Annotated in this window: 18 protein-coding genes; 4 read left to right on the plus strand and 14 right to left on the minus strand. The window is 69.0% G+C overall.

What is annotated here, in order from left to right; genetic code table 11:
- Positions 1–2: 2 nt before the first annotated feature.
- The 7 genes from G6035_RS04240 to G6035_RS04270 form a co-directional block, all read right to left on the minus strand.
- A complete protein-coding gene (locus G6035_RS04240; protein WP_176615821.1) occupies positions 3–629 on the minus strand; it encodes a hypothetical protein in 627 nt (208 codons plus the stop codon).
- Positions 626–1,177 (minus strand): DUF402 domain-containing protein, encoded by a 552-nt coding sequence (locus G6035_RS04245; RefSeq protein WP_176615851.1) that lies wholly within the window; start codon positions 1,175–1,177, stop codon positions 626–628. The genes G6035_RS04240 and G6035_RS04245 overlap by 4 nt, the downstream gene beginning before the upstream one ends.
- Positions 1,178–1,206: 29 nt before the next feature.
- Entirely contained in the window at positions 1,207–3,201 is a 1,995-nt protein-coding gene (dxs, locus tag G6035_RS04250; protein ID WP_176615822.1) for a 1-deoxy-D-xylulose-5-phosphate synthase, read from the minus strand.
- 137 nt (positions 3,202–3,338) lie between these two features.
- Positions 3,339–6,164 (minus strand): aconitate hydratase, encoded by a 2,826-nt coding sequence (locus G6035_RS04255; protein WP_176615823.1) that lies wholly within the window; start codon positions 6,162–6,164, stop codon positions 3,339–3,341.
- Positions 6,165–6,232: 68 nt separating this feature from the next.
- Complete coding sequence (locus tag G6035_RS04260) at positions 6,233–8,848, minus strand: HAD-IC family P-type ATPase (RefSeq protein ID WP_256127724.1); 2,616 nt, start codon at positions 8,846–8,848, stop codon at positions 6,233–6,235.
- The gene (locus tag G6035_RS04265; RefSeq protein ID WP_176615825.1) at positions 8,838–10,298 is read right to left on the minus strand and encodes a class I SAM-dependent RNA methyltransferase; all 1,461 of its coding nucleotides are present in this window, start codon (positions 10,296–10,298) and stop codon (positions 8,838–8,840) included. Before G6035_RS04265 ends, G6035_RS04260 begins: the two co-directional genes overlap by 11 nt.
- A 27-nt stretch (positions 10,299–10,325) precedes the next feature.
- Positions 10,326–12,332: an APC family permease gene (locus G6035_RS04270; RefSeq protein ID WP_176615826.1), complete on the minus strand. Its 2,007-nt coding sequence runs from the start codon at positions 12,330–12,332 to the stop codon at positions 10,326–10,328.
- Positions 12,333–12,484: 152 nt separating this feature from the next.
- Here G6035_RS04270 and G6035_RS04275 point away from each other — a divergent pair, with 152 nt between their 5' ends.
- A complete protein-coding gene (locus G6035_RS04275; RefSeq protein ID WP_176615827.1) occupies positions 12,485–13,156 on the plus strand; it encodes a TrkA family potassium uptake protein in 672 nt (223 codons plus the stop codon).
- Position 13,157: 1 nt separating this feature from the next.
- On the plus strand, positions 13,158–13,853 hold the full coding sequence (locus G6035_RS04280; RefSeq protein WP_176615828.1) for a TrkA family potassium uptake protein: 696 nt from the start codon (positions 13,158–13,160) through the stop codon (positions 13,851–13,853).
- On the opposite strand, the gene G6035_RS04285 is transcribed toward G6035_RS04280, so the two are convergent.
- Genes G6035_RS04285 through dut form a run of 4 tightly spaced genes read right to left on the minus strand, consistent with a single transcriptional unit; the run spans position 13,850 to position 16,218 of the window.
- Entirely contained in the window at positions 13,850–14,542 is a 693-nt protein-coding gene (locus tag G6035_RS04285) for a DUF3159 domain-containing protein (RefSeq protein ID WP_256127725.1), read from the minus strand. The genes G6035_RS04280 and G6035_RS04285 overlap by 4 nt on opposite strands.
- Entirely contained in the window at positions 14,543–14,878 is a 336-nt protein-coding gene (locus G6035_RS04290) for a hypothetical protein (protein ID WP_256883235.1), read from the minus strand.
- A 4-nt stretch (positions 14,879–14,882) separates the two neighbouring features.
- Entirely contained in the window at positions 14,883–15,668 is a 786-nt protein-coding gene (locus G6035_RS04295; RefSeq protein ID WP_176615829.1) for a DUF3710 domain-containing protein, read from the minus strand.
- 40 nt (positions 15,669–15,708) lie between these two features.
- The gene (gene dut / locus G6035_RS04300) at positions 15,709–16,218 is read right to left on the minus strand and encodes a dUTP diphosphatase (RefSeq protein WP_256883236.1); all 510 of its coding nucleotides are present in this window, start codon (positions 16,216–16,218) and stop codon (positions 15,709–15,711) included.
- 106 nt (positions 16,219–16,324) lie between these two features.
- Here dut and G6035_RS04305 point away from each other — a divergent pair, with 106 nt between their 5' ends.
- The gene (locus tag G6035_RS04305; protein ID WP_176615831.1) at positions 16,325–16,810 is read left to right on the plus strand and encodes a DUF3093 domain-containing protein; all 486 of its coding nucleotides are present in this window, start codon (positions 16,325–16,327) and stop codon (positions 16,808–16,810) included.
- Between the two features lie 71 nt (positions 16,811–16,881).
- On the opposite strand, the gene G6035_RS04310 is transcribed toward G6035_RS04305, so the two are convergent.
- Positions 16,882–17,181: a DUF4193 domain-containing protein gene (locus tag G6035_RS04310; RefSeq protein ID WP_176615832.1), complete on the minus strand. Its 300-nt coding sequence runs from the start codon at positions 17,179–17,181 to the stop codon at positions 16,882–16,884.
- Between the two features lie 306 nt (positions 17,182–17,487).
- On the opposite strand from G6035_RS04310, the gene sepH reads away from it, so the two are divergent.
- Entirely contained in the window at positions 17,488–18,951 is a 1,464-nt protein-coding gene (gene sepH, locus G6035_RS04315; RefSeq protein ID WP_176615833.1) for a septation protein SepH, read from the plus strand.
- Positions 18,952–19,096: 145 nt separating this feature from the next.
- On the opposite strand, the gene G6035_RS04320 is transcribed toward sepH, so the two are convergent.
- Both G6035_RS04320 and G6035_RS04325 read right to left on the minus strand, forming a co-directional pair.
- Entirely contained in the window at positions 19,097–20,335 is a 1,239-nt protein-coding gene (locus tag G6035_RS04320; protein WP_371130836.1) for an alkaline phosphatase family protein, read from the minus strand.
- Between the two features lie 5 nt (positions 20,336–20,340).
- Positions 20,341–21,021 (minus strand): DUF5998 family protein, encoded by a 681-nt coding sequence (locus G6035_RS04325; RefSeq protein ID WP_176615834.1) that lies wholly within the window; start codon positions 21,019–21,021, stop codon positions 20,341–20,343.
- Positions 21,022–21,054: the final 33 nt, after the last annotated feature.

Here is a 21,054-nt window from a genome sequence, read left to right on the forward strand (position 1 = left end):
ACTCAGAGCGTGAACGCGGTGCCGCCGGACGGGGAATGCCTGGCCTTGAGGGCGCCGGGGTCGTTGGCGGGGGCCGTGCCGATCGACAGCTTGGTGAAGTCGAGCTTTTCCTCGCGGATGCACACCTTGATGTTCGCCACGGCGCGGGCGGCGTCCGGGGCCAGGATGTGGATGTTCAGCTTGCCGGTGCCGTGCGGACCGGCCGTGAACTCGGTCTTTTCCACGATGCCGCTGCCGCGCCAGGCCAGGTGCGCGGTGAGCGCCTCCCGGGCCTTTTCCTCCAGGTACCTGTCCCGGTCGGTGACGCGGTCGTTCTTGAGGGCAAACTGGGCCACCACCAGGAACTGTTCCCCGCGGCCCAATTCCGCGTAGCCGTCGGCCAGGCACTGTTCCTTGAACGCGGCAAGCATGCCGAAGGCCTCTTCCGCGGTGGCCGTTTCGGATTCCCTGGTGGCGCTCTGGTGCCCCACGGTGCCGTGGTTGAGGACGAACCAGGCACCGTCCTCCCCTGTCACCCCCTCGTCAACCCAGGCTTCACGGAAAACGAGTGCGCCGCCGTCGTCCTTCCGGTACAGGCGCACAATGTTGGGGTCGGCGGCAGCCTCCACAAAGTCCTCGGTGCTGCTCATGGCAATGTCCTTCCCAGGGTGAACCAGGCCGCGTCGCGGCCGTCGAAGGGCGCCCGGCGGGACGCAACGGCGTCCATCAGGGCCGCCGCGGCCGATTCCATGCGGGTGCACAGTTCGGCCGGGTAATGCATCTCAAGGCGGTGTGCGGCGAATTCGTCTTCGTCGTCCAGGAACAGCCCGCGGTCCCTGGTGCGGACCACGTCCAGGTCCATGTCCACCATGTGGAATTCCACCACGGCGGGCCGGATCCGCTCCCAGGACAGGTCGAAGGCCAGGTCGATGTAGAGTTCGACGCCGTCGGGGTGCGCGCCGTCGTAAAACGTCGCCACCCAGTCCCCCGTGTGCGGGACGAGGAGGACGGCGTCGGAGCCCGTGTAGAGCGCGGCGCCGGGGCGGGAGATGAACTCCCCCGTGCCCTGGAAGATCCAGTGGCCGTGGACGTCGCTGCCCAGGTAGCGCCCGGGCACCACCCAGTGGGCGGTGCCGTCGTATTTGCGGTTGCGGGCCACCACGAGGTCCCCCGGGGCCGGTGCCGCGGCAGGGCGCATGTCCGCCTGCGGGCCGGGCTGCAGGGCCGTCACAGGATGGGCAGCTGTCCGGTGCGTGGTGCCGGCTGGCCCGGCAGCGGGCGGGCGAAGGGCACCTTGGTGCCCAACACCTGCTCAACAACGTCCTGGGCCACGCGCTGGGCGGTGAGGCCGATGCGTTCCAGGACCTCCGCGCGCGTGCCGTGGTCCAGGAACTCGACGGGCAGGCCCACCTCGTTCAGGGCGGTGTCCACACCGGCTGCCCGGAGTTCCTGGCGGATGCGCGAGCCCACGCCGCCGGCGCGCACGCCGTCCTCAATGACAATGACGATGCGGTGGCGCGAGGCCAGGCTGAGGATGGAGCGCGGGACCGGCAATACCCAGCGCGGGTCCACCACGGTGGAGGTGATGCCCTGGGCGCTGATGCGGGCGGCAACGTCCAGGGCCAGTTCACTCATGGCGCCGACGCTGACAATGAGCACGTCCGTGTCGTCGTCGTCGTCCCCGCTGCCGGGCATGGCGTGGTCCGTCCGGGACAGCACGTCGACGCCGTCGGAGAGGCGTTCAACCGCCTTGACCCCGGGACCCACCTTGCCCTTGGAATAGCGCAGCACCGTGGGGGCATCCACGATGGCGACGGCCTCCCGCAGTTCCTCGCGCAGGCGCTCGGCATCCCGCGGCGCGGCCAGGTGCAGGCCCGGCACAATCTGCAGCATGGACAGGTCCCACATGCCGTGGTGGCTGGCGCCGTCGGGCCCGGTCACGCCGGCCCGGTCCAGGACCACGGTGACGCCGGCCTTGTGCAGCGCCACGTCCATGAGCAGCTGGTCAAAGCCGCGGTTGAGGAACGTGGCGTACATGGCAACCACGGGGTGCAGCCCGCCAAAGGCCATGCCCGCCGCCATGGTGAGGGCGTGCTGTTCGGCAATGCCGACGTCAATCACGCGGGCCGGATGCTTGTCCGCCATCTGTGCCAGGCCGACGGGAATCAGCATGGCGCCCGTGATGGCGACGATGTCCTCCCGTTCATCGGCGATGGCGGCAATCTCGTCGCCAAAGACGCCCGTCCACGACTTTCCGGCCGGCGTCCCCACGGACACGCCGGTCTGGGGGTCGATGACACCCACGGCATGGAACTGGTCTGCCTCGTGGGCGCGTGCGGGCGCATAGCCGCGGCCCTTTTCGGTGAACGCGTGGACGATGACGGGCCCGCCGTAGTTCTTCGCCGCCGTGAGGGCCGCCTCCATGGCCTTTTCATCGTGGCCGTCCACGGGACCCACATATTTAAGCCCCAGGTCGTCAAAGAGGCCCTGCGGCGCCCACCAGTCCTTCAGGCCCTTCTTGGCGGCGTGCAGCCCCTTGTACAGGAACTTGCCGGCCGCATTGCCGTCCTGCAGCCGCTGCTTGCCCCAGTCCATGGCGGCCTCGTACTTGCGGTGCGTGCGCACATGGTCGATGGCGGGGCGCAGCGAGGCCAGGTAGTCGGCCAGCCCGCCCACCGTGGGTGCATAGGAGCGGCCGTTGTCGTTGACCACGATCACGACGCGGCGGTCCTTGTCCGCGGCGATGTTGTTCAGCGCCTCCCAAGTCATGCCACCGGTCAGGGCGCCGTCACCGACCACAGCGACGACGTACCTGTCGCCTTCGCCGTTGAGCTTGCGGGCACGGGAAATCCCGTCGGCCCAGGACAGGGAGGATGAGGCGTGGGAGGATTCGACGATGTCGTGCCCGGACTCGGCGCGGGAGGGGTAGCCGGACATGCCGCCCTGCTGGCGGAGCGTGGAAAAGTCCTGCCGTCCGGTGACCAGCTTGTGCACATAGGACTGGTGGCCGGTGTCAAAGACGATGGAGTCCCGGGGCGAGTCAAAGACGCGGTGCACGGCCAGGGTGAGTTCCACCACGCCCAGGTTGGGGCCCAGGTGTCCGCCGGTCTGGGAAACGTTGCTGATCAAGAAATCCCTGATTTCCTGTGCCAGCGCCACCATTTGGGTGTCGCTGAGCTTGCTCAGATCCCGCGGATGCGTGATGGTTTCCAAAAGTCCCACTGGTACCTCCCTGGGTCAACTCTCAACGTCTAACAATATCGCGTCATGAACGCCCGGCCCGACACGGGCGGCCTTAACGCCGCAGGGGCGGGCGCCCGGGGTCCGGGTGCCCGCCCCTGCGTGGGACGAACGGTGCGCTAGTTCGCGGAGATCTGGCGCAGCACGTACTGCAGGATGCCGCCGTTGCGGTAGTAGTCCGCCTCGCCTGGCGTGTCGATGCGCAGCACGGCGTCGAAGCTGACGGACTTGCCGTCCCCGGCCGTGGCCGTGACCTTCAGCGTCTTGGGCGTGGTGCCGTTGTTCAGCCCGGTCACACCCTCCACGGAGAACGTCTCGGTGCCGGTCAGGCCCAGCGACTCGGCGTTCTGGCCCGCCGGGTACTGCAGCGGGAGCACGCCCATGCCGATGAGGTTGGAGCGGTGGATGCGCTCGTAGCTTTCGGCGATGACGGCCTGGACGCCCAGCAGTGCGGTGCCCTTGGCGGCCCAGTCGCGGGATGAACCCGAACCGTACTCCTTGCCGGCCAGGACCACCAGCGGCGTGCCGGCCGCCTGGTAGTTGACGGAAGCGTCGTAGACGTAGGCCTGCGGGCCGCCCTCAACGGTGAAGTCGCGGGTGAAGCCGCCTTCGACGTTGTCCAGCAGCTGGTTGCGGATGCGGATGTTCGCGAACGTGCCGCGGATCATGACCTCGTGGTTGCCGCGGCGCGAGCCGTAGGAGTTGAAGTCCTTGCGCTCCACGCCGTTGGCCAGCAGGTACTGTCCGGCCGGGGTGTCCGACTTGAAGGACCCTGCGGGGCTGATGTGGTCGGTGGTGACGGAGTCGCCCAGCTTGAGCAGCACGCGCGCACCGGCGATGTCCTTGACCGGCTCGGCTTCCGCCTTCATGCCGTCAAAGTACGGGGGCTTGCGCACGTAGGTCGACTTCGGGTCCCATTCGAAGATGTTGCCCTCGGGGGTTTCCAGCGACTTCCAGCGGTCGTCGCCGTCGAAGATGGTGGCGTAGGAGTTCGTGAACATCTCGCGGTCGATCGAGGCGTCCATGACTTCCTGGACCTCCACCGGGTTCGGCCAGATGTCCTTGAGGAACACGTCGTTGCCGTCGGCGTCCTTGCCCAGGGCGTCGGCGACAAAGTCGAAGTCCATGGAACCGGCCAGTGCATAGGCGATGACCAGCGGCGGGGAGGCCAGGTAATTCATCTTCACGTCCGGGTTGATGCGGCCCTCGAAGTTGCGGTTGCCCGAGAGAACGGCCGTGACCGAGAGGTCGTTGTCCGCGATCGCCTGGGAGATCTCGGAATCCAGCGGGCCGGAGTTGCCGATGCAGGTGGCGCAGCCGTAGCCCACGGTGTAGAAGCCGAGCTTCTCCAGGTAGGGCACGAGGCCGGACTTCTCGTAGTAGTCGGTGACAACCTTGGAGCCGGGGGCCACGGAGGTCTTGACCCAGGGCTTGGAGACCAGGCCCTTGTTGACCGCGTTGCGGGCCAGTACGGCGGCGGCCAGCATCACGGACGGGTTGGACGTGTTGGTGCAGGAGGTGATCGAGGCGATCGAGACGGCACCGTGGTCAAGCTCAAACTCGACGCCGGATTCGTTCTTCACGTGGATCGGTGCGGACGGGCGGCCGTCCGCACCGGCTGCGGCGGAGACCACCTGGCGGATGATGTCGTGCTGGTGCGTGTCCGGGTGCGTGAAGGACGGGGCGTCGGAGGCCGGGAAGGACTCTTCCAGCGACTCGTCGACGGAGTTCCCTTCGGCAAAGCCGTCCTCGGAGACGTAGTTCTTCAGGTCCGAGCGGAACTGGGCCTTGGAGTTGCTCAGCTCGATGCGGTCCTGCGGGCGCTTCGGTCCGGAGATGGACGGCACCACGGTGGAGAGGTCCAGTTCGAGGTACTCGGAGAACTTGATCTCCACGGAGGGGTCGTGCCACAGGCCCTGCTCCTTGGCGTATGCCTCCACGAGGGCAAGCTGCTCGTCCGAGCGGCCGGTCAGGCGCAGGTAGTCCAGCGTGACGTCGTCGATCGGGAAGATCGCGGCCGTGGAGCCGAACTCGGGGCTCATGTTGCCGATCGTGGCACGGTTCGCCAGCGGCACGGCGGCCACGCCTTCACCGTAGAATTCGACGAACTTGCCCACCACGCCGTGTTTGCGCAGCTTCTCGGTGATGGTCAGCACCACGTCGGTGGCGGTGGCGCCGGCCGGGATGGAGCCGGTCAGCTTGAAGCCGACAACGCGGGGAATCAGCATGGAGACGGGCTGGCCCAGCATGGCCGCCTCGGCTTCGATGCCGCCCACGCCCCAGCCCAGCACGCCCAGGCCGTTGACCATGGTGGTGTGGGAGTCGGTGCCGACGAGGGTGTCCGGGTAGGCGCGCAGCACGCCGTCAACCTCGCGGGTCATGACGGTACGGGCCAGGTATTCGATGTTGACCTGGTGGACAATGCCCATTCCCGGGGGGACGACCTTGAAGTCCTCAAAGGCGCCCTGGCCCCAGCGCAGGAACTGGTAACGCTCCCCGTTGCGCTGGTACTCAATCTCCATGTTGCGCTCGATCGCGCCGGAGTTGCCGAAAACGTCAATCTGCACGGAGTGGTCAATGACCATCTCGGCGGGGGCCAGGGGGTTGACCCTGGTGGGGTCCCCGCCCAGTTCCTTGACCGCTTCACGCATGGTCGCCAGGTCAACAATGCAGGGTACGCCGGTGAAGTCCTGCATGATGACGCGCGCGGGGGTGAACTGGATTTCGGTGTCGGGCTCCGCGTTGGGGTCCCAACCGGCCAGGGCCCGCACGTGGTCGGCCGTAATATTTGCACCATCTTCGGTGCGCAGGAGGTTCTCCAGCAATACCTTGAGGCTGAACGGAAGGCTCTTCGCGCCTTCAACCGAGTTCAGCCGGAAAATCTCGTATTCGGTGCCGGCTACATCAAGTACGCCTTTGGCACCGAAACTGTCCACATTAGTCATGGATGGACTCCTCTCGCCACTGCTTTTATCTTGGTCACGCAAGGGACCGCATGCCAGTTAGGCTGACCTTACTCACGTTCGGAAACCGTTCCGCGCTTCTTCAGGAAGCGGTACAGCAGTTCGATGCCAAGGCACCCGCCTGCCGTTACGCCAATCGTAACCGCCAACAACGGCCCGGAGGGGATGTCCAGGGCAAAGAAGTTCCGGGCGAAGGGCACCACCATGACCAGTGCCAGCCCGGCCACCAGGGCGGCCACGAGCAGTGAGCGCCAAAAGTCGAAGGGCCTGGCCAAGGCGCCGAGCACCCACAGCGCCACGACGAGCACCGTCATGGTCGCCGCCGTCTGCGCCGACGTGACGGCCTGGGCCGGCTCCAGCGCGGGGTCCGGGAAAGCCCGGGCAAAGGAATACACGGCCATGATGCACGCCGCCACGACCGTGCCTGCGGGAATGGAAAACATCAGTGCCCGGCGCAGGAAGCCGGGCTGGTACCGCCGGGCGTTGGGCAGCAGCGCCAGGAAAAAGGCGGGGATGCCGATCGTCATGGAACTGACAATGGAAAGCTGCCGCGGCAGGAACGGGTACCGCCACAGCAGGATGCCGATGGCGATGGAAATGATGACGGCGTAGGCGGTCTTGCTCAGGAACAGGTTGGCCACGCGCTCCACGTTGGCGATGACGCGCCGGCCCTCTGCGACCACCGAGGGCAGGTGGGAAAACTGCCCGTCCAGCAGCACCAGGCGCGAGACGGCCTTGGTCGCGGCAGCGCCGCTGCCCATGGCGATGCCCATGTCGGCGTGTTTGAGGGCCAGGGCGTCATTGACGCCGTCCCCCGTCATGGCCACCACGTGGCCGGCGCCCTGCAGGGCCAGCACAATGGCCTTCTTTTGTTCCGGCGCCACCCGGCCCAGCACGCTTTCGCGTGCCAGCACCGCTGCCAGCTCGCCGGTCTCCTCCGGCAGCCCGCGGGCGTCGTAGCCGTCGCCGTCGAACTCCATGCCCACGCTGCGGGCCACGGCGGCCACGGTGCGCGGGTTGTCGCCCGAGATGACCTTCAGTGCCACCCCCTGGTCGCGGAAGTACGCCAACGTGGCGGCGGCGTCGGGCCGCACCATTTCCCGGAACACCAACAGGACAACGGGCCGGAGCCCGGCCAGGTCGAGGCCGTCCGCAGCCTGCCCGGCCCCGGGTGCCGGTGCGGGAAGGCCCGGCGCCGGGCGGTGCGCCAGTACGACGGCGCGCAGCCCCTGCCCCGCCGCCTCGTGGGACGCCGCCAGCGCCGCCTCCACCTCCGCTCCCCCGCTGGCCGCCAGCACGACGTCGGGGGCGCCCAGGACCCAGCTGCCGCAGGGCTGCCCCGCTGCCGCCCCGTCCCCCGTGCCGGGCCCGGCAACAGGCCCGGCACTGAAGCTGACTGCACTGTATTTGCGGGCGCTGCTGAACGGGACCACCGCGTCGGGCGCCGCCGCCGGCGGCCGGGTGAAGCCGGTCGCGAGTGCGGCCGCCGTCGCATTGGCGTTGGGGTGCGCCGCGCACCAGGCCAGGACCGCCTCCCAGCCGGGAACCGGTCCGAAGACGGTGGTGCCGGCCAGTTCCATCCGGCCCTCGGTGAGCGTGCCGGTCTTGTCCAGGCACACCATGTCCACGCGGGCCAGGCCTTCCACGGCCGGCAGTTCCTGGACCAGCACCTGCCGGCGTGCCAGCTTGATGGCGGCCATGCCGAAGGAGATGCTGGTCAGCAGCACCAGGCCCTCGGGAATCATGGCCACGATGCTGGCCACGGCGCTGATGACGGCGGTGCGCCAGCGGCCGGTGGCGAGGGATTCGGCCCAGCCGCCGTTGGCGTTCATCTGGCCGTTGACCACCACCACGATGATGGGGACCAGCGCCCAGGCGATGTACAGGATGATCCGGTTGATGGAATTGCGGATTTCGGAATTGACCAGCGAAAACCGCCGGGCTTCGGCTGTCAGGGCACTGGCATAGGACTCCGCGCCCACGCGGTGCACGCGCGCGGCGCCGTGGCCGGCCACCACCGCGGAACCGGACAGTGCGGTGTCCCCCGGAACCTTGGCCACGGGGTCGGCCTCGCCCGTGAGCAGGGATTCGTCCACTTCCAGGGATTCGGCCTGGAAGATGACGGCGTCGGCCGGGACCTGGTCCCCCGTGCGCAGCAGCAGCACGTCGTCGTGCAGGACGTCCGCCACGGCCACCGCCAGCTCGGCCCCGCCGCGGCGCACCAGGGCCTTGGGCGTGTGCAGTACGGCCAGCCGGTCCAGGGTCTGCTTGGCACGGTATTCCTGCACGACGCCGATGGCGGCGTTGGCGACCACGATGAACCCGAACAGGGCGTCGCGCGGGTCCCCGACGAGCAGCACCAGGACCAGGGCGCTGCCGAGCACGGCGTTGAACAGCGTGAACACATTGGCCCGGACGATGGCCCAGATGCTGCGGCTGCTCCCGCCCGGTGCGGCGTTGTCCAGCCCGGCACCCCGCCGTTCGAGCACCTGGACCGGGTCCAGGCCGTCGCGCTCCAGGACCTCCGGGTCCACCGGCGCCAGCCCGGCCCGGGCCGCAGCCAGGGCGGCACGCCGGTGCCCGTCGCGCCGCTCCGCCAGGACCGTGCCGCGGGGCTTGCCGCGCGTCAGGTCCCGCCGCTGGACAGCAGCGGGTTTAGCGCCCAACGGCGCCCCTGCCGGGCGCGTCCACGGGCACCAGCAGGGCCACGGTCTCCACATGGTGGGTGTGCGGGTAGAGGTCAAAGGCCCGCAGCTTCTCCAGCCGCCACCCGGCCCCGGCAAAATACTTCACGTCCCGCGCAAACGCTGCCGGGTCACAGGAAACATAGGCGACCGCCTGCGGGGCGGCGGCCGCCAGGGCATGCACCACGGCCTTTCCGGCGCCGGCCCGCGGCGGGTCAAGCACGACGGCGTCAAAGCGGCGCCGCGGTGCCCTGGCCCGGCTGCCGCGCCGGCCCGGGCCTCCCAGCACGTGTTCCACGCGGCCCTGGACAATTTCCACCTGGCCGGCGGCGTGGAGGTTTTTGCGCGCGTCGCGGCTGGTGCCGGGCGACCCTTCCACGGACAGCACGGAGCCGTCCGGCCCCACGGCGTCGGCCAGCGGTGCCGTGAACAGGCCCGCCCCGGCGTAAAGGTCGGCGACGGCGGCGCCGTCGTTGAGGTGCCCGCCGTCGTTGAGGAAGTTCAGCGCCGTGTCGGTCAGGACCTGGGGCGCCTTCCGGTGGATCTGCCAGAAGCCGTCCCCCGTGACGCGGAATTCGTGGTCGGCGGTGGTTTCCCGGACCCAGCCGCGGCCGTGCAGGACGGTGGTGCCGCCCGTCTCCGGGTCCCAGCGGGCCACGGAGGGTGGGGCCGGCACGTCCTGCAGTGCGCGGGCAATGCGCTTGAGCGCCAGGCCGGCGGCCTTCTCCCCCCGCCCGGGGTCAGGTGCCAGCAGCACCAGGGCCGGCGAGCCGTTGGCCGGCGCGGCAACGTCCACCCGGGCAATGCCGGTGAAGTCAAGCTCCCACAGGCGCAGCGCGTCCACGGCGGGGACGGCCAGGGGCATGCCCTGGACGGGCAGGATGTCGTGGGAGCGGTGGGGGTGCATGCCCAACCGGCCGGCGGGCGTGACGGCGAAGGCCACGCGGGTCCGCCAGCCCAGCCCGGCCCGCTGTTCCGCCGTGCCGTCGGCGTCAACGTCCTCCACGCCGGCGCCGAACAGGGCGTCGATCTCCCCGGCGGGCAGCCCGCCGAGGCGTTCGAGCTGTTCGCGGACAACATCCGTCTTCAGCGCCAGCTGGCGGGTGCGGGACACGTGGCCAAACTCGGCCCCGCCCAGCGGGGCCGTGCCGCGCCCGGCAGCCTTCAGGGCGTCGGCCTCGGGCCAAAAGTGGGGCACCCTGTCGGGGGACGCCTCGAGCACCCGGGTGACATCCGCGCGCCAAAACCTGGCTCCGTCGTCGTGCCCGGTCAGGGCAATCTCCACGACCTCCCCGGGAATGGCGTGGCGGACAAAGATCACACGGCCCTCGTGCCGGGCAACGCAGTGGCCGCCGTGCGCCACCGGCCCCACGGTGACGGTCAACCGGGCGGCGTCGCCGGACGGGGACGGGATGGTGCGGGGCTCACTCATGGGCGTGTGGTTCCTAGTCTTGGTACATCAGTCTTGGTACTTCTGGGCTTCGGTGGAGGATTTCAGCTGCCACGGCACGCTGGCCACCACCACGCCGGGTTCAAAGTGCAGCCGCGTCTTGATGCGCAGGGCCGTCTGGTTGTGCACCAGCTGCTCCCACCACTTGCCCACCACGTATTCCGGGATGTACACCACAATCAGGTCGCGCGGGGAATCCCGGCGCATGGTCTTGATGTGGTTGATCAGCGGCGTCAGCGTCTCCCGGTAGGGACTTGCCAACACGGTCAACGGTACCGGGATGTCCAGCCGGTCCCAATCGGCGATCGTCTGTTCGGTCTCCGCGGCGTCCAGGTCCACCGTGATGGCTTCCAGCGAGGACGGGCGCGACGCGCGGGCAAACGCGACCGCGCGCATGACCGGCTTGCGTACGTGGGAGACCAGGATCACCGCGTGGATGCGGGCCGGCAGGGCGCGGGTGGCCGAGTCCGTCTCCACGGCAAGCTCCTTGGCCACGTTGTCGTAGTGGGCGCGGATGCTCCACATGATGGCAAACAGAACACCCATGGCCAGCAGCGCAATCCAGGCACCCTGTTCAAACTTGGTCACCAGCACAATCAGCAGCACCGTCAATGTCATCAGGAAACCCAGCGAGTTGATGGTCCGGGAGCGCACCATGCGGAATCGGATGCGCTTGTCCTTCACCACGCGCAGTTCGCGGGTCCAGTGCCGCACCATGCCCAGCTGGCTGGCCGTGAAGGAGATGAACACGCCCACAATGTAGAGCTGGATCAACTTGGTGACGTCCGCGTCGAAGGAGATGATCAGCACCAACGCGCCAACGGCCAGCAGGATCACGCCGTTGCTGAAGGCCAGCCGGTCCCCGCGGGTGCGCAGCTGGCGGGGCAGGTAGCCGTCCCGGGCCAGGATCGAGGCGAGCACCGGGAAGCCGTTGAAGGCCGTGTTGGAGGCAAAGACCAGGATCACGCCGGTGGCTGCGACGACGATGAAGAACGGGATGGACCCGGCACCGAAGATGGTGCCGGCAATCTGGCTGATCGAGGGGTTCTGCACGTAGCCGGCGGGCAGCAGATGCCCGTTTTGCAGGAACTCGGTGGCCGGGTCCGCCACAATGTGCACCCCGGTGGCGTTGGCCAGGAACAGGATTCCAGCCATCATGCCGGCGGCAACGGCGCCGAGCAGCAGCAAGGTGGTGGCCGCGTTCTTGCTCTTGGGCTTGCGGAAGTTGGGCACGCCGTTGCTGATGGCCTCCACGCCGGTCAGGGCCGCGGCACCGGAAGAGAACGCCCGCAGCAGCAGGAAACCGCCGGCCAGGCCGGTCAGCCCCTGGCTGAAGGCGGCTTCGGGGATGATCTCAAAGCCGGCCGACGGCGCCCGGCCCAGCGTGCCTGTTGCCGCCTGAAAGAGGCCAACGGCCGTCATGGCGAAGATGCAGAACATGAAGATGTAGGTGGGCACGGCAAAGACGCTGCCGGCCTCGCGGATGCCGCGCAGGTTCACCAGGGCCAGGACAATGACACCGATGACAGCGACGACGGCCTGGGTGCCGTGCCAGCCGGGCACGGCGGTGGCCAGGTAGTTTGCTGCCGAGGACATGGACACGGCCACTGTGAGCACGTAGTCAACCATGAGTGCCGACGCCACCGTCAGCCCTGCGGTCTTGCCCAGGTTGACGTTGGCAATTTCATAGTCGCCGCCGCCGGACGGGTAGGCGTGCACGTTTTGCCGGTAGGAGGCCACCACCGTGAGCAACACCACCATGACGGCCAGGCCCACCCAGGGGGCAAGGGCCACGGAGGCAACACCGGCCAGGGCCAGGGTGAGCAGGATTTCATCCGGCGCGTAGGCCACCGAGGACAGCGCATCCGAGGCGAAAATCGGCAGCGCGATGCGTTTGGGCAGCAGCGTGTGGGCGAGTTTGTCGTTGCGGAAGGGCCGCCCGACAAGGACCCGCTTGAACGCGTTGAAGAAGTTCAGCACGCGGGTAACGCTAGTCGCTCGCGGGGCTAAAGTCATGACGGGACGCGGCCGTGGCAGACTCCGCCCACGCGGTGCCAAGTATCCGGCCGGCGCCGGCGAACCCTGCCGACTTGACCGGCGGGCGCCCGACAGGCCAGATTGGTACCCGCACTGTGTTGCAGTGCCGGTCATCACCAAGAGGAGCAACGATGGCACATTTTGTGATCATGGGCTGCGGCCGCGTGGGCGCCACCCTGGCGCACACGCTGGAGGACTCCGGCCATTCCGTCGCCATCATTGACCAGGACGAGCGCGCCTTCCGGCGGCTGAGGACCGGCTTCGGGGGCCGCAAGGTCACCGGCATCGGCTTCGACCAGGACACCCTGCGCCAGGCCGACATTGAAAACGCCTACGCCTTTGCGGCCGTCTCCAGCGGCGACAACTCCAACATCCTCGCCACGCGCGTGGCGCGCGAAACCTTCCATGTGGAACACGTCGTGGCGCGCATCTACGACCCCGGCCGGGCCGAAATCTACCAGCGCCTGGGCATCCCCACGGTGGCCGCCGTGCGCTGGAGCGCCGACCAGGTGCTGCGGCGCATCCTGCCCGAAACCGCCATCAAGGGCGACTTCCGGGAGCCTTCCGGCCGGCTCATCCTAACCGAACTGGCCCTGAACCCGGGCTGGATCGGACACCACGTGGTGGACCTTGAGGCCGCCGCGCCGCTGCGGGTGGCCTACCTGACCCGCTTTGGCGAAGGCATGCTGCCGCGGCCGGACACCAGTTACCAGCAGGGCGACACCGTCCATGCGATGGTGCAGGGCACGGACTCGGCCGAGGTGGCCCGCATCCTGTCCGCCGCGCCGGAAAAGGAGATCTAAGGTGCTTGTTGTCATCGTCGGGGCCGGCAGCGTCGGCTGCTCGATTGCCCGCGAACTGCTCTCCCACGGCCATGAACTGCTGCTGATCGACCCCAAGCCGGAGGTGATTGGCAAGAGCGGGCTGCGCGGCGCCCGCTGGCTCGTGGGCGACGCCTGCGAGATCAGCACCCTGCGGGAGGCGAAGCTGGAGGAGGCCGACGTCGTCGTGTCCGCCACGGGCGACGACAAGGTCAACCTGGTCGTCTCGCTGCTGGCCAAGACCGAATTCGGCGTGGGCCGCACCGTGGGCCGGGTGAACAACCCCAAGAACGATTGGATGTTCGACGATTCCTGGGGCGTGGACGTCGCCGTCAACACCCCGCGGCTCATGACGGCGCTCGTGGAGGAAGCGGTGGAAATCGGCGACCTGGTGCGCCTGCTGACGCTTCAGACCGGCGTGGCGTCGCTCGTGGAGTTCACCGTGCCGGGACAATCGCACATCATCGGCCTGATGGTGGGGGCCGTCGACTGGCCGCAGGACGCGACGCTCGTGGCGATCCTGCGTGACGAGGCGCCCATCACGCCCAGCAACGACGACGTCCTTGAAGCCGGCGACGAGCTGTTCTTCATCTCCACGATCGCCGCCGAGGACGGGCTGCGGAAGCTGCTGTCCAACGACGCCGGGGCTGACGGGGACCGGCCGGAGGGTGAAAGCTAGCCGGCCTTCACGGGCCGGCTCACGAGCCAGGCAATCCAGAGGCCGAAGGCGTACAGCGGCACGCCCATGAGCAGGCGCATGGCGCCCAGGGCGTCGATGGCTCCGGCGTAGTAGAGGGGCAGCTGGACGGCCAGCCGGGCGGCCATGACACCCACGATGATCCAGGTGGCCGCCCGGTAGGCACGCAGGCGGGCCGGTTTTTTGCGCCACTGCACGCCCTCGTTGCGGGCGTAGCCAAACAGCAGGCCCAGCACCGGCCAGCGCACGGCAATGGAGACCACCATGGCTGCGATGTAGCCGGCGTTGGTGAAGAACCCGACGGCATAATAGTTCTCCGCCTTGCCCGTCTTCAGCGCCAGAAAGGTCGAAAGGGCCACGCCGGCAATCCCGGCAAGGGTCATGGTGAGCGGGGAACGCTGCACGAGCCGGGCGGCCAGGAAGGCGGCCGCAACGACCACGGAGCCGCCCAGCGACCAGGTGAGGTTCCCGGTCAGGGTGAAGACCACCAGGAAGACCAGCCCGGGCAGGACGCTTTCGGCGATGCCGCGGACGCCTCCCGCGGCCGCCAGCAGGTCGAGCTCGCCGTTGTCCTTGCGCACCAGCGCCGAACGCGCCGCCATCGCCTGTTCCAGGCCGGCCAGCGCGTCCGCGGGGCGGGCGCCGTCGTCTTCGGGTGTGGTCCTGGCCAACTAGCCCTCCTGGATTCCTATGATCTCGTAGCGTGGGTTGAAGATGGTGGGCAGTCCGTCCCGGCGGGAGACCATGCCCTCAACGCGCAGCCGCGTGCCAACCTCGATCCCGGGGACGCGGCGCCTGCCCAGCCACACGAGGCGGAGCCGGTGGCTGCCGCCGTCGGTGGGCACGCGGAGGAATTCCCGGTCCGTGACAATGGCGCTGAACTCCTGGGCGGACGACGCCGGCAGGATGGTCACGGCGTCGATGACCCCGGCACTGACCGCACGCCCGCGCAGGGGCAGCGCGTCGATGGGGACCGGCGCGGGCCAGTCACCCTGGTTGGTAGGCACGGGGTCAGCCGATCGCCGTGATTTCCGGGCCGCGGCGGAACGGTTCCCCTCCCTGGGCGGGGGCGGCGTGGTCGGCGGGGACCGAGCCGTCCGGGCTGGCTGCGGCATCGCGGGGCAGGCGCAGCACCAGCAGGTCGCGGGGCGGAAGCGGGGTTTCCCCGCGGACCACCACCACGCCCCTGAACAGGTCTTCCAGTTCCTGGGCTGCGTCGGGGTTCACGGCCGCCTCGCCGCCCAGCACGCCGCGCAGGAACCAGCGGGGGCCGTCGACGCCGATGAAGCGGGCCACGCGGAAGCCGCTGCTGCCGTCAGTGGCCTGGGCGGGCACCTTGGCCAGCACTTCCTTGCCGAACGTTCCGTCGAGAATCTCAATCTCGCCGCCCTGCGAACCGACGGACAGGCCGATCTGCTCGCGGATGTCGCGCCAGAGTTCTTCGGAGCGGGGGGCGGCGAACGCCTGCAGCTGCAGGCTGGAGCCGTTGAGGTCCAGGGTGACGGCGATGACCCGGTTGGTGCTTTCCTCCACTTCCAGGCGCAGCGCCAGGCCCTCGCGCGGGGTGATCAGCAGGGCGCCCAGATCCACATAGCCGTCCGCATTGGCGATTTCGTCGGCGTCCAGCGGCCCGTGGACGGAACGGTCGTAGGCGGTGTCTGCGGGGTCCGGCGGCAGGGCCAGCAGGCCGTTCCCGCCTTGGGATCCGCCGTCCGTGGCGGCCTCCCGGGAAGTGCCCTCTGGCGCAACCGCGCCGTCGGCGTCATTCTTCTTTTTCTTGCCAAACCCAAAAGCCATGGGGCGCAAACTCCTTGTAAATGTTGGAACCGAACGTCTGTCAGTGTCCGGCGGTACCGGCGCCGGCCGGTCCAAAGCCGCCCGTGGAACCGAAGCCGCCGGTGCCGCGTGCGGAGTCCGGCAGCTGCTCCACCACCTCGAAGGCGGCATGCTCGACGCGCTGGATGACCATTTGTGCAATTCTATCGCCCCGGGACAGGGCAATGGAGTGGTGCGCATCGGTGTTGAGCAGGGTGACGGAGATTTCCCCGCGGTACCCGGCGTCCACGGTGCCGGGGCTGTTGACGATCGTCAGGCCGTGCTTGGTGGCCAGGCCCGAGCGCGGGTGCACCAGGGCCACGTAGCCGAACGGGAGCGCGATGGCCACGCCGGTGGGGACCAGGGCGCGCTCGCCCGGCGCCAGCACGACGTCGATCCTGGCACGGAGGTCGGCACCGGCGTCGCCGGGGTGGGCGTAGGAGGGCGCGGCGATGCCGTCGTCGAGCATTTGCAGCTGCACCGTCAGCGGGAACGCGCCATCTGCTGGGACATTGAAAGTCTGGTTGGTCACAGCAGCCCACTCTATCCCGAACCGCGGCGGCGACCCCCCACCGCCGCGGGCTGCCCGGGCCGGGGGCAAAGATGATTTACCGGACAAAAGATGAAAAACTGTTCCCATGTCTTCGTCTTCCGTGCCGGCCGCCAGCGCCGCCCCCCTGTCAACAGCCACGTACACCGAAAAACTGTGGCCCGGCCTGGGTGTGTGGGTGGTTGTGCTGGGCCTGTCCGCGGCCGGCATCCTGATCCTGATCCCCATCAGCCCGCTCGCCGGGTACCTGGCCTTTGTGGGGCTGCTGGTCCTGCAGACACTGGTCCTGGTCTTCTCGACGCCCAAGATCGAGGTCACGGCGGGGACGCTGCAGGTGGGCCGGGCCGTGATCGAGCGTGAATACATCGGCGACGTCACCTATTACCTGGCCGACGACGCCACGGCCCAGCGCGGCACCCGGCTCAACGGGCTGGCCTACCTGTGCATCCGCGGCTGGATCAAGCCCGTGGTCAAGGTGGAAATCACCGACCCGCATGACAAAACGCCGTACTGGCTCACGTCCACCCGCAACCCCGAGCGCCTGGCCGCGGCCCTCGGACAGGGCCGCGGCTGACGCCTGCGCTGCTGTTTCCTGTGCTGCTGTTTCCTGCGCGCCTGTGTCCTGCGCTGTCCAGCCGGATCCGGCTAGCCTTCGCAGTCCTTGCAGTACATCAGCCCGTCCTTTTCCCGGGCCAGCTGGGAGCGGTGCCGCACCAGGAAGCAGGATGAACAGGTGAATTCGTCCGCCTGGGCCGGGAGGACCTCCACCGCCAGCTCCTCCCCCGACAGGTCGCCGCCGGGCAGCTCGTAGCTGTCGGCCAGATCGGCCTCGTCCAGGTCGATGACCGCCCCGGACGCTCCGGAGGGGCGGACCGCAAGGGATGCCAGGACGTTGCCGTCCCGTTCGTCGTCGTTCTTGCGCGGCGCGTCATAATCCGTTGCCATTGCCTACTTCACCATTTTCCTTGTATCTCTTGCCACAGCACCGGCATCGGCAGGGCCCGTAGGGGATTCCCTGCGGCAAATCCTGCCAATCACCTTAGAACTGGAACGTTGCAGCCGGCGACAAAAATGCCCGCGTTCGCGGTGGGCGTAGCGGTGGGACACCCACGGACCGCAGGGGCCCGTCCGCAGCTGAAAATAGGCACGTGATTTTGTGAACCATTCACGCCACGCCTGCCGTGGTAGTAGGAAAATACGGCGTTGGGTGGCAAAGTTTCGAAGTGAAAGCAGTCGACTTTGGAGGGCAGCATGGCGGATCTACGTTTGGTGGGTGTGCATGACGATGGCAAGCACCTGCTACTCAGTGGAACCGGCGGCGAAATATTCCTGCTGCCCATTGATGAAGCATTGCGCATGGCTACCACGCGGGCACCGCGCAAGGCCCCGTCCGGCAACGCCGGCCCGGCCAAGATGTCGCCACGGGAAATCCAGGCGCAGATCCGTGCAGGCGCCACGGCCGCCGATGTGGCCGAACACTCCGGCATGTCCCTGGAGCAGGTCCGCCGCTATGAAGGCCCGGTGCTGGCCGAGCGCGAACACGTGGCCCGGCTGGCGCGCAAGGTGGAGGTTTCCGGCCCGGCGGCCGGCAATGACAGCTACCGTTCCGCCTTCGGCGACAACCCGGCAACGCTGGATGAGATGGTCATGCACCGCGTCTCCGCCTTTGGCATCGACCCCCGCACGGTGCGCTGGGATGCCTGGCGCGTCCGCGACGGCGCCTGGACGGTCACGGCAGACTTTGAGCCCGGCAGCGAGTGGGCTGCAGCGAGCATCGGCGAGCCGGCACCCGCCCGGTGGACCTTCCATCCCGGCCGCAAGTCCCTGAACAACGCCAACCGGTGGGCGCAGCAGCTGAGCGAAATGGAACCGCTGGACGGTCCCGTGCCCGAGCGCCGGCTGAGCGCGGTTGCGGACCGCCCCTTTGATTTTGAAACCGACGCGCCCGACGACGGTACGGCGGACACGCTGACGGCGGCCGGTCCGGGCGGGGCCGAGGGCCAGGACACGGGCAGTGAGGACGACGCCGGCTCCGGCCTGCTCGACATGCTCCGTTCCCGCCGCGGCCAGCGCCTGGGCCTCGACGAGGACGGCGACGATGAACTGGCTGCCATGTTGGGCACCCACGTGCCGGCCGCGCACCCCCGCGACGGGCATGAGGACCAGGCCGCCACCGCGCCCGCAGCCGACGGCGCGGACACCCCGGACACCATGGACAACCCTGCGGACGTGGAGGCCCCGGCGGCCGGCGCGGGCACAGACACTGAGGCCCCTGATTTAGACAACACAGGCCTGGCCGGCGCCGGTTCGGACGGCGGGCAGGCCGGGGATGGGCATCCTGCCGGCGGCCACGGCAAGAAGCGCCTCCGTGCCATCCCGTTCCTCTCCCTGGCCCCCAGGCTCCACGGCGACGAGGACCACCATCACGCCGTCGGCGTGGGCGAGGTCAGCACCGATACGCGTGAAATCACGCTTTCGGGGGCGCCTTCCCTGCGCCGCAGCGCCGCCGACAACGCCATTGACACCGGCTCAGGCCAGGACGGGGCCGCGCAGGCAGCACCCGCCCCGGAATCTGCCCGGCAGCCGGCTGACGCCGAAGACGGGCCCTCTGACAGTGAGGTGGCCGCCAGGCTGGAACGCAAGGCGGCAGGCAAGCCCAAGCGCTCCAGCGTCCCCAGCTGGGACGAGATCGTGTTCGGCACCAAGGGCGACTAAAACCGCTCCGTCGTGCCCCCTGAATACCGAGGGCTGTCCCTGAGTCTGCCCCGGAAACCGGCCCATTCGGCGGTGCAGATAATGCGGGCCGGGACGCTCCCAGTCCACGGAAGCTGCACCACCGAATTCCCGGACCGGACCGAACTCAGCGGCGGCGCTTGCCCTTCGGCGCACGCGGCGTCACGGGAATGCGCAGCAGCGGGACCTCGCGTTCGGCCTTCGTGAGGGAGCCATGCTGGCCCACCACCTCGACGGCCTGCGGGCGCACGCGCCGGAGGTCGTAAAACGCGATGCTTTCGCGGGCCGCCACCAGGACGTCGCCAATCCGCCCGGCTGCTTCGGCACGCACCTCGCCAAAAAGCCCCGCCGCCACGGCTTCGTCGCGGGTGAGCACCCACGCCTTTGTCCCGAAGCGCTCCAGCCATGCGGCCACCAAGGCATCGCGGACCTCGGTGCCGGCGCCGCGCTCCAGGTAAAGGTGGACCATGCGCGGCTCCCCCGCCGTATGGCGGACCCCGGCCACGAGTTCCGGGTACCGGGAGTAGTCGATGCGGGCCGCACGCGGCACGTCCACCATGCCGTGGTCGGCCGTCAAAAGGATCAGCGTGTCCGCGGGGACGGTGGCGGCCAGGCGCTTCATGCCGGCGTCGAGCTCCTCCAGCTGGTGCTCCCACTGGGCCGAGTCCGCCCCGTACCTGTGCCCGGCCTTGTCCAGTTCGCCCCAGTACAGGTACAGGAGCATGGACGGGTGCGCCGCCAGGGCCCCTGCGGCCAGTTCCACGCGGGCCTGCGGGGAGGTGGCCCCCAGGAACGTGCTGCCGCGCAGGGCCGCCAGCGTCATGGGCGACTGTTCGAACTTGGGCAGGCTGACGGTGGCCGTCGGGTGGTGCCCCGCCAGCTGTTCAAACACCGTGGGGAACGGCTGCCACCGCCTCGGGTCAACGCCGGGGTCCCAGTTGCCCAGCAGGTTCACCACCTTGTCCTGGTCCGGGTCCAGGACGTCGTAGCCGAGCATGCCGTGCTGCCCGGGCACGACGCCGGTGCCCAGGCTGGACAGGGAGGTCGCCGTGGTGCTGGGGAAGGCTGCGTGGAGGGTGTGCGGGTGCTCTCCCCCGCTGTCCGCGGCCATGACGCCGCGCAGGAAGGGTGCGTGCCCGGACTTTTGCTTCAGCAGCGCCTTTCCCAGGCCGTCCACCAGCACCACCACGACCCGGCGGGCAGCCGGCAGCCGCAACGCGTTGGTGAACCGCCCGTCGCCCATGGCGGCGGCGGCGCTGGTGAGAACGTCGGCAATGGTGTTGCTGCCGTAGGCGGGTGCCGCGGGCAGCGGCTCCTGGCGGGCCTGCCGGGCCGGGGGCGCCGCAGTCTCCGAGGTCTGCTCCACGCCGGTCAGCGCCGGTAGTGGTTGCGGCCCAGGCGCTGGCCCAGCACCGGGAATTTCGGGCCTTGCGCCGGCGCGTGGGCGGGGGTGGCTGCCGCGGTGCTGACAGCCCGCAGGGCCCGGGCAAAGGACTTCGCGTCGGCCACGGCCTGCAGCCCCTCGGCCTCGGCGCTGATGCGCAGGGCGATATCTTCCTGGGCGATGGTTCCGGTGTAGCCGTGGTCGGCGTCGCAGTTCGGGTCCCCGCACGACGCCGGGCCCAGGTCCACGCGCTGCCCGCCGGACCAGGCGATGGCCACCGTGAGCTCGCGGGCGGGGTCGGAGGGCTTGTAGTCCTGCGGCTGGGCGTAGGTGTAGCTGAGCACCACGGAGCGGATCTGCGCCACGGGCACGGACTCGGTGGAGACCTGCGCCACGACCTGTTCGCCGGCTTCATCCAGCTGCTGGTCGTCCACGTGGGTGATGACCAGCATCTCCTCCGTCAGGACCAGCACGGTGATGTGGCGGTGTACCTCGGTGCGGTCAAAATGCGTTTCCAGGTGGACCAGGTGGGACAGGCTCTCCTGCCCGTCCAGCGCGTCGTTGACAACGTCCTGGACCAGGCGCGGGTAAAAGCCGGCCCGTTGGAGTGCGGATTCAAGGTCGCGGCCGGTGGTGTTCGCCGGGGCACCGGCGCCGAAGGTGTTCATGGACCCATTTTCGCACCCGCGCGCGGCCGAACG

The sequence above is a fragment of the Arthrobacter sp. SDTb3-6 genome (assembly GCF_013376095.1).
In the GTDB taxonomy this organism is placed as follows: domain Bacteria; phylum Actinomycetota; class Actinomycetes; order Actinomycetales; family Micrococcaceae; genus Specibacter.